General features: G+C 62.8%; 12 protein-coding genes and 1 pseudogene. 5 read left to right on the forward strand and 8 right to left on the reverse strand.

Features of this window, described 5'->3' with window-relative positions; translation table 11 throughout:
- Positions 1-293: 293 nt before the first annotated feature.
- Both feaR and ASF84_RS04620 read right to left on the reverse strand, forming a co-directional pair.
- Positions 294-1,205 (reverse strand): transcriptional regulator FeaR, encoded by a 912-nt coding sequence (feaR, locus tag ASF84_RS04615; protein ID WP_122701039.1) that lies wholly within the window; start codon positions 1,203-1,205, stop codon positions 294-296.
- A gap of 75 nt (positions 1,206-1,280) precedes the next feature.
- Positions 1,281-2,192: a helix-turn-helix domain-containing protein gene (locus ASF84_RS04620; RefSeq protein ID WP_056835734.1), complete on the reverse strand. Its 912-nt coding sequence runs from the start codon at positions 2,190-2,192 to the stop codon at positions 1,281-1,283.
- A 412-nt stretch (positions 2,193-2,604) separates the two neighbouring features.
- On the opposite strand from ASF84_RS04620, the gene tynA reads away from it, so the two are divergent.
- The 3 genes and pseudogenes from tynA to ASF84_RS28310 all read left to right on the forward strand — a co-directional run.
- Positions 2,605-4,878 carry a primary-amine oxidase gene (gene tynA, locus ASF84_RS04625; protein WP_056835736.1) on the forward strand — a complete coding sequence of 758 codons (2,274 nt, stop codon included), beginning with the start codon at positions 2,605-2,607 and terminating at the stop codon, positions 4,876-4,878.
- 803 nt (positions 4,879-5,681) lie between these two features.
- Positions 5,682-6,062: a lysozyme inhibitor LprI family protein gene (locus tag ASF84_RS04630; protein ID WP_082481329.1), complete on the forward strand. Its 381-nt coding sequence runs from the start codon at positions 5,682-5,684 to the stop codon at positions 6,060-6,062.
- A 3-nt stretch (positions 6,063-6,065) separates the two neighbouring features.
- Positions 6,066-6,179 (forward strand): annotated as a pseudogene (locus ASF84_RS28310) (type II toxin-antitoxin system YoeB family toxin); the annotation flags it as partial.
- A gap of 47 nt (positions 6,180-6,226) precedes the next feature.
- Here ASF84_RS28310 and ASF84_RS04635 read toward each other — a convergent pair.
- The 3 genes from ASF84_RS04635 to ASF84_RS04645 are packed head-to-tail and all read right to left on the reverse strand — an operon-like array spanning position 6,227 to position 10,044.
- Positions 6,227-7,429 (reverse strand): SGNH/GDSL hydrolase family protein, encoded by a 1,203-nt coding sequence (locus ASF84_RS04635; RefSeq protein ID WP_236709367.1) that lies wholly within the window; start codon positions 7,427-7,429, stop codon positions 6,227-6,229.
- 1 nt (position 7,430) lies between these two features.
- Complete coding sequence (locus tag ASF84_RS04640) at positions 7,431-8,666, reverse strand: SGNH/GDSL hydrolase family protein (protein ID WP_056835740.1); 1,236 nt, start codon at positions 8,664-8,666, stop codon at positions 7,431-7,433.
- Entirely contained in the window at positions 8,653-10,044 is a 1,392-nt protein-coding gene (locus ASF84_RS04645; protein ID WP_056835742.1) for an MBOAT family O-acyltransferase, read from the reverse strand. The genes ASF84_RS04640 and ASF84_RS04645 overlap by 14 nt, the downstream gene beginning before the upstream one ends.
- Positions 10,045-10,224: 180 nt before the next feature.
- Between ASF84_RS04645 and parS the strand changes: the two genes are divergently transcribed.
- Complete coding sequence (parS, locus tag ASF84_RS04650; RefSeq protein ID WP_109513467.1) at positions 10,225-10,665, forward strand: type II RES/Xre toxin-antitoxin system antitoxin; 441 nt, start codon at positions 10,225-10,227, stop codon at positions 10,663-10,665.
- Positions 10,662-11,102: an RES family NAD+ phosphorylase gene (locus tag ASF84_RS04655; protein WP_056835745.1), complete on the forward strand. Its 441-nt coding sequence runs from the start codon at positions 10,662-10,664 to the stop codon at positions 11,100-11,102. The genes parS and ASF84_RS04655 overlap by 4 nt, the downstream gene beginning before the upstream one ends.
- 1,032 nt (positions 11,103-12,134) lie before the next feature.
- Here ASF84_RS04655 and ASF84_RS04660 read toward each other — a convergent pair.
- The 3 genes from ASF84_RS04660 to ASF84_RS04670 are packed head-to-tail and all read right to left on the reverse strand — an operon-like array spanning position 12,135 to position 15,381.
- On the reverse strand, positions 12,135-13,277 hold the full coding sequence (locus ASF84_RS04660; RefSeq protein WP_056835747.1) for an alginate O-acetyltransferase AlgX-related protein: 1,143 nt from the start codon (positions 13,275-13,277) through the stop codon (positions 12,135-12,137).
- A gap of 10 nt (positions 13,278-13,287) precedes the next feature.
- The gene (locus ASF84_RS04665) at positions 13,288-14,703 is read right to left on the reverse strand and encodes an MBOAT family O-acyltransferase (protein WP_056835749.1); all 1,416 of its coding nucleotides are present in this window, start codon (positions 14,701-14,703) and stop codon (positions 13,288-13,290) included.
- Positions 14,704-14,724: 21 nt separating this feature from the next.
- On the reverse strand, positions 14,725-15,381 hold the full coding sequence (locus tag ASF84_RS04670; protein WP_056835869.1) for a cell division protein FtsQ: 657 nt from the start codon (positions 15,379-15,381) through the stop codon (positions 14,725-14,727).
- Positions 15,382-15,395: the final 14 nt, after the last annotated feature.

Raw genomic sequence — 15,395 nt, forward strand, 5'->3', positions numbered from 1 at the left:
ATTGGATATTAAATTAATTCCTGGCGGAGACCACCAGCCGCCTTGGCGGAGCGCTGTCGCGCAGCAAACACTGGTCTTATACCAGGCACGAGGTCCTGGGCGACATCAATCCTGCGGGAGGGGCTCTGCTCCGGGCGGCGATCCGACGATGAGGCCGGCAAGGCCAACACACCAGCTGCGTCTGTTCCATCGCCATCGCCGGCAAGCCGCCTCCCACAGGAGGTGAATTTAATATCCAATAAAATCAGTAAATTATTTGGTCTTTGATGGGAGGCTGTCGAAACAACACGCCCTCACCCCAGATACCGCTTGCGGTACTCACTCGGCGACACACCAAAGCGCGCCTTGAAGGCCGTGGAAAAGTAGCTGTAGTCCGAGAACCCCCACGCGTAGCCCAGCGTCGATAGCGTCTGGGTCTGATGCGCGCTACGCAGTGATTCGGCGCACAGGTCCAGCCGGCGGTTCTTGATGTACTGGGCGATGACCAGGTTCTTTCTGGCAAACAAGCGGTACAGGCCACGCACCGAAACGCCGACTTCGGCGGCCACCAGGTCCGGGCACAGCGCTTCGTTACCGATGTGTTCGTCGATGAAGTCCAGCGCCTTGCGCAACAGCCGCTCGTGGTTGTCGGTTTCGCGCCGGGCCACGCCGATGGCCGGTCGCAGCAAGTCAAGCACAGCACCCAGAATCGCCTCGCTTTCGGCAAAGCTCAGGCACGACTGGTGGGTCGAATCGAGGATCAGGCGGCTGGCCAGACTGGCCAGCGGTGAATGGCCCGGGATGCGCTGGGCGCAGCGCACTGCGGCAAACTGCAGGCTCTGCTCGACCAGCGGCCGGGGCAGGATCAACGACAATTGCCGGACATTTTCGCCATACAGCAGGCTGGCCGGACGGGCCGCATCCAGCAGCGCGATGTCACCTGGTTGCAGCACGACGCTGTCCTGCTCCTGTTCCAGGCTGGCGCTGCCCTGCAGTTGAAAGACCGCGTAGTAATGGTTGTCGTCGCCGTGGGCCAGTTCGCGCGCACCCCGGTAGAGTTGCACATCGTGTACATCGACAATGCTCAGCTTGAGGGCGCCGGAGCGATGCTCGCGCAGGGCACCGCCGTACTGTGCACCCAGCGGCCTGGCCGCGAAGGCACCACAGGCCTGGTTGACGTCATGCAGCCACGCCTGGAACTGATCGGTCTGTGTGGTCTGGAACATGCCCATGGCGTTTCGCCGCCTCGCCTGTCTTGTTGTATTTTATTGCACCCTTATCCCGATAAATACGGTGTTTGTCTACTGCCGCACCTGTTGGTTGCGGCGATTGACGGACGGCAACTCGCCAAACAACTTCTGGTATTCAAGGCTGAAATAACTGGGGTGTTCAAAGCCCCAATGCGCGGCAATGTCGGCAATGCCCAGTTGCGGGTCATGGCGCATGCTGCGTCGCGCCCCATTGAGTCGAACCGAGCGTAAATAGTGCACCGGGCTGACCGCCGCCACCGATTGAAAACTGTATTGCAGGGTGCGCCGGGATACTTTCAGGCGCCGGCACAGATCGATCACACTGGGCGGCGCCTGGTATTCCTCCAGCAACCACTGGTGGCAGCGATCGACGATATACCGCCGTGTGCCGGCACACGGCACTGCACGAGGTTCGCCCGCCAGGCTTTCCAGCCACTCGGCGGCCAGCAAGACCAGTTGCGTCTTCAGCTCGGCAGGCGGCGGCAGCTCACCCTCGAGCGCGACCAGCAACGGCTTGATGTCAGCGGCAAACCGGGCTGAGGTCACGTTGATACGCTGAATCACCGACGCGCTGTGCAGCCGCACCAGGGTTTCTTCATCCAGCACGCACGCCAGCATGGCGACCGGAATGGACAGGCACAGCACGTCCATCCCGGCCGGGCTGACCACACGCAGTTCATCATGATCGGGCAGCAGACTGGGCTGCAGCACACGAATATCACCGTGTTCATCCCACTGCGGCCAGGCCAGCGGGACCAGGAGCGTGAGCGTCTGCGACGGAAGGCGCAGCGATTGCACCACCGAACGATTCAGGCGCTCGCGAAAGACCTGCACGCCATCGACCTGTGCCATGGCCAGCCAGCCGTCCAGCCGGCCGGGGCTGAGCTGGTCATAGCGCTGCTGCCAGCCCGGCAAGGCGTTGGCGTGCTCGTTGATGTCGGTGGTATGAACGCATTGGCGCATGGGCAAATCCGGAAAGCAGCTTCTGATAATCCGCAGGCTGAGACGGTCATTTCAAAATATTGCAACACTCATGCCGCCCCTCTTAATGCGGTCTGCAGCGGCAACTAGCGAATAAAAACAGCCGCGGTCGCACGGTCATGCAGCTTCATCGAAGTTTTATTGCTCCCGCACGGTGCAGCGTTCTATTGCGCGCCTTTTGAACGGCCCTCATTCATCAATTGCCAATTTGTGTTACTTGCTCATGGCGCCGGCGGACTACAGTCAAGCCTTCATGATTTCACTCTTTAAACACTGACGCTGTTGTTGCTGTCACGCCCAACAAACTGCCTGGCAGGGATTCAAAAAAGCGTGAGCGTTATTGTTACCAAAAGAACCATAAAAAATTTCCGACCGGCTCCTGAGGACTCACACCATGTTTAATGAACGACTCACCGGCCCGCGTATGGCACTCAGGCAACTGGCCCTGGCCGTGGCCATCGCCTCAGTGCCCATGCTGGCCCAGGCGCATGGTGGAGCGGCCGAAATGGTGCCGCTGCAATCGACTCTGGAAACGTTCGGCGCGCGGGTGAAGTGGGACGACTATGCCGACCTGTTCACCATCACCAAGGACGGCGCCTACGTGAAGGTCAAGCCGGGTGCCGCCGTAGCGCAACTCAACGGCAAGCGCGTAGCGCTGGACGTGCCGGTGGTGTTCAAGGGCAAGACCGCCTACATGTCCAAGGACTTCATCAATCAGGTGTTCCAGTCAGGGCTCGACAAGACCTTCGTCGTCGAGTCCCTGCCGCACCCGCTCAACCCGCTCAGTGCACAGGAAATCGAGCAGGCCGTGGCCATCATCAAGGCTTCGGACAAGAACAAGCCGGATCTGCGTTTCAGCCTGATCACCCTCAACGAGCCGGAAAAGGCCAGGGTCTGGGATTTCGCCCTGACCGGCAAGGCGGTCAATCAGCCGCGCCAGGTCAACGTGACCATGCTGCACGGCCCGCATGTCATCGAGGCGCGCGTTGACCTGGCCAGCAAGCAGCTGTTGTCGTGGCAGCCGGTCGAGGGCGTGCATGGCATGGTCCTGCTCGATGACTTCGCCACCTTGCAATCGATCATCGAGACCAGCCCTGAATACGCCCAGGCCGTGGCCAAGCGCGGTATCACCGACATCAAGAAGGTGATCACCACGCCGTTGACCGTCGGCTATTTCGACAACAAGGACGGCCTTGAACAGGACAAGCGCCTGCTCAAGGTGGTTGCCTATCAGGATGTCGGCGACGGCAACTACTGGGCCCACCCGATCGAGAACCTGGTGGCAGTGGTCGATCTGGGGCAGAAAAAGATCATCAAGATCGAAGACGATGGTGTGATTCCCGTGCCCATGGCTCCACGCGCCTACAACGGCAGCGACCGGGTCCAGGCCGCCGTCAAGCCGCTGGACATCATCGAGCCCGAAGGCAAGAACTACACCATCAAGGGCAACAGCATCCACTGGCAGAACTGGGACCTGCACCTGCGCCTGGATTCGCGGGTGGGGCCTGTGCTGTCCACCGTCAGCTACAACGACAAGGGCACCAAGCGCAAGGTCATGTACCAGGGCAACCTTGGCGGCATGGTCGTGCCTTACGGCGACCCGGACGTAGGCTGGTACTTCAAGGCCTACCTGGACTCGGGTGAATACGGCATGGGCACCCTCACCTCGCCGATCCAGCCGGGCAAGGACGCGCCCGACAACGCCGTGCTGCTCGACGCCACCATTGCCGACTACACCGGCGCGCCGACCACCATCCCGCGCGCCATCGCCATCTTCGAACGCTACGCCGGTCCCGAGTACAAGCACCAGGAAATGGGCCAGCCCAACGTCAGCGCCGAGCGCCGCGAACTGGTGATCCGCTGGGTCAGCACCGTGGGCAACTACGACTACATCTTCGACTGGGTCTTCCAGCAGAACGGCACCATCGGCATCAACGCCGGCGCCACCGGCATCGAAGCGGTCAAGGGCGTCACCACCCGCACCATGCGCGACAAGACCGCCGCCCATGACACCCAGTACGGCACGCTGATCGACCACAACATCGTCGGCACCACGCACCAGCACATCTACAACTTCCGCCTGGACATGGACGTCGACGGCGAAAACAACTCGCTGGTCGAGATGAACCCGGTGGTGGCCAGCAACGACCGTGGCGGGCCGCGCACCAGCACCATGCAGGTCAAGCAACGCACCGTGCCGGACGAGCAACAGGCCGTACAGAAGTTCGACCCCTCGACCATTCGCCTGCTGAGCAACCCGAGCAAGGAAAACAAGGTCGGCAACACCGTGTCATATCAGTTGATCCCGTATGCCGGCGGCACTCACCCGGTGGCCCAGGGCGCCAACTTCGGCAAGGATGAGTGGATCAATCACCGCCTGAGCTTCATGGACAAGCAGCTCTGGGTCTCGCGCTACAACCCGCAGGAACTCTACCCCGAGGGCCTCTATCCGAACCGCTCGGCCAAGGACACAGGGCTGGCGCAGTTCACCGCCGACAACCAGTCGATCGAAAACACCGACAACGTCGTGTGGCTGACCACCGGCACCACCCACGTGGCGCGTGCCGAGGAATGGCCGATCATGCCGACCGAATGGGTCAACGTGCTGCTAAAGCCGTGGAACTTCTTTGACGAAACCCCGACGCTGGGGGCCTTGAAGAAGCCTTGAGGGACGCCTCCTGCGGTAATCCGCAGGGTTAATGCCGATCAGTCAAGCCTCGACGCGGGCCTGTGGGAGGCAGCAAGCTGCCGGCGATGACTACGGAACAGACGCAGCAGATATATCGGCCTTGCCGGCCTCATCGCCGGCAAGCCGCCTCCCACAGGATTGATGTAGCCCAAGGTCTCGTGCCTCGCACAAGACCTGTGGGTAGCAGCAACTGTCTGGCCATGACGGGTTTACAAGCCCTGTCTATCTGTCGGCTGTCCTGTCCTCATCGTCGGATCGCCGCCCGCTGCAGAGCAGCCTCCCACAGGTTTGATGCGGCCCTGAATTTCGGACTTCGCACCAGACTGTGGGAGACGGCTTGCCGGCGATGACTATGGAACAGGCGCAGCAGGTGTGTTGGTCTTGCTGGCCTCATCGTCGGATCGCCGCCCGCAACAGAGCAGCCTCCCACAGGTTTGATGTGACCCTGAATTTCGGACCTGACACCAGACTGTGGGAGGCGGCTTGCCGGCGATGACTATGGAACAGGCGCAGCAGGTGTATGGGCCTTGCTGGCCTCATCGTCAGATCGCCGCCCGCTGCAGAGCAGCCTCCCACAGGTTTGATGCGACCCTGAATTTCGGACCTGACACCAGACTGTGGGAGGCAGCTTGCTGGCGATGACTATATGACAGGCGCAGCAGGTGTGTCTGTCTTGGGTCAGGGATCGGACGTGGAGGATCAATTGCCAGGGCGCACTGTCTGAATCAAGCCGGTATGCTGGCGATTGCCCGATCATCCTGACCGCTAGAAGGACCTGCCCCATGCGCCGCTCACTCCTGCTGCTCGCCGTCCTGGCCCTGCCCGTCCACGCCAAGGAGCCGCAATACAGCACCACCTACGACCGTTGTATCGACACTGCCGGTGGCGTGACCAGCGCCATGGTCGAGTGCATCGGTGCCGAGATCAAACGCCACGATGGCCGCCTGAACGCCCAGTACAAGGCCGCCATGGCCACGCTGGATAAAACGCAGCAAGACCTGCTGCTCGACGCCCAGCGCCAGTGGCTCAAATACCGCGACGCCAACTGCATGTTCTATGCCCAGCAGACCGGCGGCACGATGGACCGCATCAACAGCAGCAGCTGCGTGCTTGACGCCACGGCCCGCCGTGCCGATGAGCTGGAAGCGATTGCGGGGATGTAAAACATTGTGACGCTTGCCTCGGTCAATGAATTGATCGAGGACATCCGCAGAACACCCTTCACTGGCACCGGCAAGCCAGAACCGTTGAAAGGTGATCTTTCAGGGTTCTGGTCACAGGCAGACTTCAATAGCTAGCTAGATAGCTATATATCTAGCCATTGGGTTCACCGCCGCCCCACCACCCCTTTGAAATACGCGTACAACCCCTGCGCACTCTGGCGATAGCCATCGGCTGTCATATGCACCAGGTCCGGCCGGGCCAGGTCGCGGGCCTGCCATCGTTCGATCGAGCAGTTGCCGCCCATGAACGCCTGCCAGTCCCAGAACAGCGCACTGGTCTGCGCGGCGACTCGACGCTGGATCTGGATCACCTGGCGCAGGTGGTTGGCCTGCTTGTCTTCACAACGGGCCGCGCGTTTGTTGCGCACCGAATCTGGCGCACTGGTGACCAGCAGCACGGTACCGGGCAGCGCCTTGCGCAGCATCTGCAGGCGTTCCCTGAGGCGCTGCTCGTAGAGCACGGTGTCCAGGCTGTCGTCATAGGCTTCGTTGGTGCCATAGGCCAGGATCAACAGGTCCGGGCGCAAGGCCTTGAGGGTCTCCAGCCAGCCGGCCTGCCACTTGTCGACCACATCGAACGTCGCGCCATTGATGCCCAGCGCCGAGTACTCCACGCCGGCGTTGCGCTGTGATTGCAGCAACCAGCCGCCAACCGCCAGACCGTTGCCGCTGGCAAAGCTCAGGTCCACCGGCAGGCGCACATTGTTGATCGGCTGGCTGAAGCGCCACTGGCCCTGGGTCACCGGCAGCGCCCTGGCCTGGGTCGCACTGTCGCGGGCCTGGAGGATCGTGCTGCGGCTGGCCTGGTACAGCGTCGACAGGCTGTAGCGCTGTTCATCCGGCTCGCGGCTGGCCAGGTTCACGCCGGGACGGCTGCTGAGCGGCACCGACAGATAACCACCCAGCGGAAACTGCGAGCTCTGCTGGTTGCGGCTCGACACCAGGTCCCACTGGCGCTTGCCGGTGGTGATGATCACCTGGTCATAGCGCGTGCCAGGCACCGGTGTGGCGGCGATGAAGCCGATCCCGCCGTTACCGTAGTCCTGCTGGAACAGCCGACGCATTTCACCGCTGAACAGGTCGGCCGCGGTGTGCGAGTCGCCGAGCTGGACGATACTGACCCGCTTGCTCCGCGAGGCCTTGAGCTTGCTGGCCAACAGCGCCAGGTTCGGATCCTGCCGGGTGGCGGGCAACAGCGGCGTCCACGCCTTGGTCACGATGCGCTTGGGCGCGACGGGGGTTTCTGCCCGGGCTGTGCTGGTGCCCAGCGACAGTCCCAACAGCAGCAAACAAATGGCGTGCTTCAACTCAACGCTCCGATAAGCCAGGTTGGTGAACATCGATCAGGGTGAGCACCTTGTTGGCGATCAGTTTCTGGCCGAATGGCGTGAAGTGGATACCGTCATCCACGCGGATCTTGCTCTTCTTGCCGGCTTCGTCGGTCATGTAGAACGAAAAATCTTCTGCCTGGTAACCGAACACCTCGTTGGCCGACAGGTAGATCTGCTGGTACTGCTGCGCCTCGGTGCGGTACAGCTCGCGCAGGTATTGCATGCCTGTGGAGAGCTTGGCCGCGTTCATGTTCGGTGGCCCGACCCAGATTACCTGCGCATCGAACTGCTGCGCCTGCTCGAGAATCGAGCGCACGCGCTGACGGTACAGCGCTTCCCAGGCCTCGCTCTTGAAGCGCAGGAACGGCTTGCCGCGCGACTCGGGCATGTCCCATGGATCGTTGGGCCCCAGGAAGATCACCATCAGGCGGATATTGCGATGCGCCTCCAGTGTTTCATGCACCGTCTGCGGCCAGTTGAAAAACCCTGGGTACGCCAGTCCGGTGCTCTGCTTGCTCAGGTTGATGCTCTTGATGTTGTAGCGCTTGAGCAGCGAATTGGCCAGGTGCGGCGCCACGCCCTGCATCAGCGAATCACCCACGAAGAACACCTCGTCACCCGGCTCCAGCACCACGTGTGGCGCACCTGGTGGTCGCCGGCGGTGCGGCGTGACCGGCACCACCGGTGCCGGTGACAAGGCCACGGCTGGTGCACCCGGTACAGGTATTGAGGCAGGAACTGGGGCCGCCACTGCAGCAGGCTCTACCGGCTTGGGCCTGGCCGGCTCGGGCGTTGCGCCAGACAGGGCAGCAGTGTCGGCCGGCGCCACAAAGCCTGGCGCGTCACGGGTTCCGGCGATGACCGTGACCGCAGCCACTGACGGCGGCAGTTCCACAACCGGCACGCCTGGCACCGCAGGTTCGACAGCCTCGTCCTGCGCTGTTCCGGGGGCGGCTTCATGCCCCGAAAGAGCGGCCACAAAGGCCTCGCGCCCCTGCCCCAGCGACCGGGTAATGTCCGCCCCCAGGCGCCAGGCCGGCAACTCGCCCAGCCCCGGCAGTTCGCAACCGCTGTGGTACTTCTGCTGGCAATACAGGCGCATGGAATCCTGGTTCAGCCAGCTCAGGATGCCGATGACCACCAGCAGCATCATCAGGGTCTTGAGGGCAATGAACAGGCTGCGACCGGCCATGGCGGTGTCAGAAACTGGCATAGATAAAACCCGGTACGCCGGCAGGCGAGGCAAAGATGACCACAGAAATGAACAGCCCCAGCACCACCGGATACAGCACCGCCGGAATTCGCTGGCTGGCCGCGAACAACTCACGCATGAAACTGACCCACGCCGGGTACAACAGCAGCATCACGCCACACGCCAGCACGCTGATGCCTGCTTCGCTGTCCAGCCCTTGCAGGGACAGGCCGCCCAGGCCCTTGAGCAATTCAATGGCGTCGTCCAGCGTCGCGCTGCGAAAGAAAATCCACGCCAGCGCCACGTAGTGAAAGGTCAACAGGCGGGCCAGCAGCCGCGCCACCGGGTGGTTCGACTCGCCCGGGCCCCAGGTTGCCCACAGCTTGTAGATCGCCAGCCCCACGCCGTGCAGCGCGCCCCAGACGATGAAATTGACACTTGCTCCATGCCACAGGCCGGAAATCAGCATGGCGATCATCATGTACAGCATGCCCAGCCACAGCCCGTGGCGGTTGCCGCCCAGGGGAATGTAGATGTAGTCGCGGATGAACCGCGACAGGCTGATGTGCCAGCGCGCCCAGAACTCCTTGAGGTTATGCGCCAGGTACGGGTAGTTGAAGTTCTCCGGCAGACGAAAGCCCAGCAGCAGCGCAATGCCGGTCACCAGGTTGGTGTAGCCGCTGAAGTTGAAGTAGATCTGCAGCGAATAGCCATAGACCGCCAGCAGGATCTGCTCGGCCGAACTGGCGGACGGTGTATCGAACACCGGGTCGACCCATTCATTGGCCAGCCACGAACTGAGCAGGAACAACTTGACCGCCGCCAGGCCGATCAGCCCCAGCGCGCGGTAAGGGTCCAGCACCTGGCGCACCTCGGGCGGGCGAATCTGTGGCATGAAATGCAAGGCGCGGTTGACCGGCCCGGCAATCAGGCTGGGGAAAAACGCCAGGTACAAGGCCAGGTCCGGTAAAGCCACCGGCTTGAGCTCGCCACGATTGATCGACACCAGGTAGCTGACCGAGTGGAACACGTAGAACGACAGCCCCACCGGCAGCAGCAATTGCAGCACCGGCCACTGCAGCGGCAAGCCGGCGGCCTGCACGGCACTGGCCATCAGGTCCTGGTACTTGAAGGCATAGAAACAGCCCAGCACCACCGTCAGGATCAGGCCGCGGACAAACCAGCGGCCCGGCCAGCGCGCGCTCAAGTGCCCCAGGCCGCACACCACCAGGGTGTAGCCCAACAGCACATAGAGAAAGTTCAGGCTGAAGGTTGCCAGGATGCCATAGCTGGCGGCCAGCAACAGCGCATTCTGTAAGCGCGTACTGGCACAAAGACACCAGTAAAGAATGAAAAAAGGCAGGAAAAACAGACCGAATTCGATCGAAAAATAGCTCATCAACGTAGTCCGTTACTTCAAAAATCAAGCGGGCTGGGGCGTTGCGGCGCGATTATGTCAGAGCCTTAACACATGTAACAGGATGTATTCGAATGGATAGAATACAACCATCAAACGATCCGACCTGTATGCAAGTGTGCTACACAGCGCAGTCAACTATTGGGTCAAATGGAATTTCCCATGTCTTTCGACTTCCCTCGGACAACAGGTTCGGCCGAAGATTTCTGGCACTGGCTGGGTCTGGCGCCGCGTGGCGTGCAACTGCATGACGCCCTGCGCGAAGGATTGCCTTATGCGGTGTTCGATCATATGGCCAACGCCCTCGACATCAATCGCTCGACCCTGGCCGAACACCTGGGCATCGCCCCGGCCACCCTGCAACGACGCCTGAAAGCCGGCCGTTTCAATGTCGAGGAAGGCGACCGCCTGTTTCGCCTGGCCTCGATCTACGCCGCCGCGCTGGAATTGTTCGAAGGCCATACCGAGGCCGTGCAACGCTGGCTGATCCACCCGGTCGCCGGCCTGGACCAGCGCCGACCACTGGACATGCTCATCACCTCGGCTGAATCGCACAGCGTGCTCGACCTGATCGCACGCCTGGAGCATGGAGTGATGGCGTGATCCGCATCTATCGACTGATCAAGCGCCGCTGGCTGGCCCAGGCCTTCGACGGCGAAGTGGCCAGTCGTCATGGCGGCCGCTGGAACAGCAAGGGCCAGGCTTGCGTGTACGGCGCCGGCAGCCAGGCCCTGGCCCGTCTCGAAACGTTGATGCACCTGAACGACGGCGCGGTCATGCGCCATTTCGCCATGCTCGAACTGGCCCTGGATGAAGAGCAGGTCCTGCACCTGCCCTGCGCCGACCTGCCCGCTGACTGGCGCGGCGAACCGGCCCCGGCCACCACCGCCTGGCTGGGTGATCAGTGGCTGGCATCCAACCAGAGCCTGGCCCTGGCCGTGCCCAGCGTGCAGGTGGCGCATGAGTTCAATTACCTGCTCAACCCCCGGTATCCGGGCTTTGCAGGGATGGTTGAAGGTGCTATCAATATATATAGCTAGATAGATAGCTATATATAAACGTCATAGCTATGTAAATCCGGGATCACATCGAATCTGTGGGAGGGCCGGTCGGCGTCCCGATCTGCCGGCGATGAGGCCAGCAAGGCCCATACACCTGCTGCGCCTGCCCCATAGCCATCGCCGGCAAGCCGCCTCCCACGGTCTGGTGCCAGGCACAACATCCAGGACCACATCAACCTGTGAGAGGAAGCTCTGCAGGCGATGAGGCCAGTAAAACCAACACACCTACTGCGCCAGTCCCATAGCCATCGCCGGCAAGCCGCCTCCTACAGCCTGATACCAGGCACAACATCCAGGACAACATCAATCCTGTGGGAGGCGGCTCTGCCGGCGATGAGGCCAGCAAGGCCAACACACCTGCTACGCCTGCCCCATAGCCATCGCCGGCAAGCCGCCTCCCACAGCCTGGTGCCAGGCACAAAATCCAGGACAACATCAATCCTGTGGGAGGCGGCTCTGCCGGCGATGAGGCCAGTAAAACCAACACACCTGCTGCGCCAGTCCCATAGCCATCGCCGGCAAGCCGCCTCCTACAGCCTGATGCCAGGCACAAAATCCAGGATCACATCAACCTGTGAGAGGCGGCTCTGCCGGCGATGAGGCCAGTAAAACCAACACACCTGCTGCGCCAGTCCCATAGCCATCGCCGGCAAGCCGCCTCCTACAGCCTGGTGCCAGGCACAAAATCCAGGATCACATCAACCTGTGAGAGGCGGCTCTGCCGGCGATGAGGCCAGCAAGGCCCATACACCTGCTGCGCCTGCCCCATAGCCATCGCCGGCAAGCCGCCTCCTACAGCCTGGTGCCAGGCACAACATCCAGGACAACATCAATCCTGTGGGAGGCGGCTCTGCCGGCGATAAGGCCAGCAAGGCCAACACACCTGCTGCGCCTGCCCCATCGCCATCGTCGGCAAGCCGCCTCCCACAGCCCAGTGTTTGCTGCGCGACAGCGCTCCGCCTTGGCGCGGTGTCAGTGACACGGGGCGAGCTACAAGAGTGGATATACCGCTCACTGCCGCCCGATTTCCACCGGCACATACCCCGTCTGCAAATCGCGCTCCGGAATCTCCCAGATCAGCACCCTGGGCGGGGTCTGGGTGAAGGCCGGGCTGGCGAAGTAGGCATTGGCGGCGCCGGAAAACTCGCCACCGTCCTTGGCGAAGTTACCGAGCGGCGCGCCCAGCGCCCGTTGCAGAAAGTCCACGAACGCCGAATTGCGCGAGAACGAGGTGCCGATCAGTGCGACGTTGGGCAGGTCGGCATCGCCAAACAGGTCATCCAGGCTTTCACCGCCCACCGAGGCCGCTTCGACCTTCTCGCTGATGGTGGTCCGGGCCACGCTTTGCGGCGCCGGTTGCAACGACAGCGGCAGCCAGTCGAGCCCGGCCAGGCGCACCAGGTCACCGGGGCGAGGCGCCAGCGGGGCCACGCGGGTGTCGAAGGTGCGGCTCGGGGTGGCCTTGAAACCGATGTCCTTCAGACGCCGGGCCACGGCATTGGCGGCGGCACTGGCGCCGGTTTCGCTCCAGTGCGTGTCGGTGCGCAAGAAGGCCGCATCGCCCAAGGGTTGCAAAACGGCAGTCAGGTCCAGGGTGTGGACATTGGCGGCCTGCAGCATGCCGCTCCAGCGCGTCACCCGGTTGTGCAATTGCCCGGGGCGATACAGCCCGCACAGTTGATTGGCGGCGATGCGGCTCTTGTCCGGCACCACCACGACCCACAGATCAATGCCCTGCTTGTCCAGCCGCTGCTTGAGGTCGATGACCGCCTGGGCCTTGGCCCGCTCGTTGGCCTGGGCATGGCGGTTGATGCGCTGTTCGTCCGTCAGGAACAGCCAGCCAGGACAGCCCTGGCGCACGCGCGGCCCGGTGTCCTCGAGCAGCAGCCAACTGGCGCCGCGCTCCAGATTGGCCGCCTGCTGCGCCAGGAACGTACCGGACAACTGCCTGGCCAGCGCATGGGTCACCTCACCGTGCAGCAGTGTGTCGCGGTCGACCCTGGCCGGCAGCCACTGGACCTTGCCGCTGGCCATCAACCACCCGCAGGCCAGCAGGCCGATGCCCATGAACACGGCCAGGGTCACACCGGCCACCGGACTGATGCGCTGTGCCAGCTCGCTGGGCGGTGGCGGTGCGTTGGACGATCGGGTCATGGCCGGCCCCTCAGAACTGGAAGTACAAGAACGGCACCGTCTCACGGCTGGCGATCAGCGCGAATGACAACAAGAAGCCCGCCACCGGCCATATTGCCGCGCCCGCCACGAACAGCCCATTGTGCGACCAGCGCTGTTCGACCCGAGGCTGCAGCAACGGCGCCAGTACACACAACACGCCCAGCAGCGCGGCCATGCCATGGGCCGGGCGCAGCGTCACCGCCAGCGCATCGCCCAGGGCCACGCCATGCAGGCCGAACTGACCGGCGTACATCGTCATGGCGGTATGGAAGTCGGGCGAGCGAAACAGCGTCCAGGCCAGGCACACGAACAACAGCGTCAAGCCATGCGCCAACGGCCTGGGCACCGCCGGCAGGCTGGAATGCGACCAGGCGCGGTCGACACACAGCGCGACGCCGTGCGCGGCGCCCCACAGCAGGTAATTCCAGCTGTCGCCACCGTGCCACAAGCCGGCGATGGCCATGGTCAGGAACAGGTTGCGGTAGGTGTTCCAGGTGCCATGACGGTTGCCGCCCAGGCCGATGTACAGGTAATCGCGCAGCCAGCTCGACAACGACAGGTGCCAGCGACGCCAGAAGTCCTGGATGCTGCGCGCCAGGTAGGGCCGGTCGAAGTTTTCCGGAAAGTGAAAACCCAGCATCAGGCCCAGGCCGATGGCCATGGCGCTGTAGCCGGCAAAGTCGAAGAACAGCTGCAGCGAATACGCCAGGCAGCCGATCCAGGCATCGACAAGCGTCGGCTGTGGCAAATGAAAGGCCACGTCCACCAGCGGCGACAAGGTGTCGGCCACCAGCACTTTCATGCTCATGCCGATCATGAAGCGCCGTGCGCCGAGGGCGAAGTTCTGCCCGTTGAAATAGCGCTGGTTCAGTTCGCGCCGCACCCAGTCGTAGCGAATAATCGGGCCGGCAATCGAATGCCCGAACATCGAGATGTAGGTAGCGTAATTGATGAAGCTGCGCTCCACCGGCACGGTATGCCGGTGCACGTCCACCAGGTACGAAATGGCCTGCAGCACGATGAATGACAACCCCGCCGGCAACGCCACCCGCTGCCAGGCGAAGGGCATGGCGCCATAGGCGGTCATCAGCTCATTGGCCGTCAGGGCCAGGATGTTGGCGTACTTGTACCAGCACAGGACCGCGACATTGAGCACGATCAGCCCCACCAGCCAGCGCAGGCGCGCGGTGGTGCCTTCACGCGTGCGGTCGACGACCAGCCCGCCGCCCCAGGCCACCACGGTCAACACCATGTGCAAGGCCAGGAACAACGGGCTCAGCCAGCCATAGAACAGCCAGCTGCCGACCAGCAGGATCGTGTTGCGCCACGACGGCCGTCCCAACGAGTAGACCAGCATGAACGCCGGCAAAAACAGCAGGAGAAACTCAAGGGAGGCAAAGACCATGACGACAACTGCCCGATCTGATCAGTGGGACAACGCATCCATAGTCGACAACAGCCGTGGGCCGCTGGCCGACGGCAACAGCAGTACGCTGTAGCGTTCGCCGGCCTTGAGTTCGCCCAGATCCAGGGGCTCACCTACCGTGGCATTGGCACACACCAGTTGCACCGCCAGCCTGACCGGATTGATCGCGCGTCGTTGCAGGGTGCCGTCGGCCACGGCCTTGAACAGATCGGCCGTGCGCCCGGCAGGACGCAGGCTGGCCTCCACGCAACCGGCATCGAGGCTGAAGAACGCCAGCGAGGCTTTCAGGGCATTGAAGTCATCGGGCGCTTCACGCACCGCGACCTGAGCGACCCCGCCATCGGCCCGTGGCACGGCCACCACCGTGGCGAACTCGCCAGGAGCGACGGTCTGGGTCATTTCCAGCGTCTGTGCACCACTGACCAGCGTGCCTTTCACCGCACCCTTGGCCTGCACCGGAAAAAACGCCGACACCGGCGCAGCGGTTTCCAGGCGCAGCGGGGCCTGGCCCGGCTGGGCGATCACCTCCAGCGGTACCGACGCGGCGTTGACGAAACGGATGAACGCCGAGTCTTCAGCGGGACCTGTGGGGTACAGGGCAATCTCGGCGGCATGCGCGCCAAGACTCACCAGCAGGCCAGCACCTGCGCTCGCCATCCAGCGCACGCAGG

The sequence above is a fragment of the Pseudomonas sp. Leaf127 genome (genome assembly GCF_001423155.1).
GTDB lineage: Bacteria > Pseudomonadota > Gammaproteobacteria > Pseudomonadales > Pseudomonadaceae > Aquipseudomonas > Aquipseudomonas ovata.

Coding starts and splice junctions, on each gene's coding strand:
- feaR (WP_122701039.1), bottom strand. CDS start 1,205: ATGTTCCAGACCACACAGACCGATCAGTTCCAGGCGTGGCTGCATGAC.
- ASF84_RS04620 (WP_056835734.1), bottom strand. CDS start 2,192: ATGCGCCAATGCGTTCATACCACCGACATCAACGAGCACGCCAACGCC.
- tynA (WP_056835736.1), top strand. CDS start 2,605: ATGTTTAATGAACGACTCACCGGCCCGCGTATGGCACTCAGGCAACTG.
- ASF84_RS04630 (WP_082481329.1), top strand. CDS start 5,682: ATGCGCCGCTCACTCCTGCTGCTCGCCGTCCTGGCCCTGCCCGTCCAC.
- ASF84_RS04640 (WP_056835740.1), bottom strand. CDS start 8,666: ATGCCAGTTTCTGACACCGCCATGGCCGGTCGCAGCCTGTTCATTGCC.
- ASF84_RS04645 (WP_056835742.1), bottom strand. CDS start 10,044: ATGAGCTATTTTTCGATCGAATTCGGTCTGTTTTTCCTGCCTTTTTTC.
- parS (WP_109513467.1), top strand. CDS start 10,225: ATGTCTTTCGACTTCCCTCGGACAACAGGTTCGGCCGAAGATTTCTGG.
- ASF84_RS04660 (WP_056835747.1), bottom strand. CDS start 13,277: ATGACCCGATCGTCCAACGCACCGCCACCGCCCAGCGAGCTGGCACAG.
- ASF84_RS04665 (WP_056835749.1), bottom strand. CDS start 14,703: ATGGTCTTTGCCTCCCTTGAGTTTCTCCTGCTGTTTTTGCCGGCGTTC.
- ASF84_RS04670 (WP_056835869.1), bottom strand. CDS start 15,381: ATGGCGAGCGCAGGTGCTGGCCTGCTGGTGAGTCTTGGCGCGCATGCC.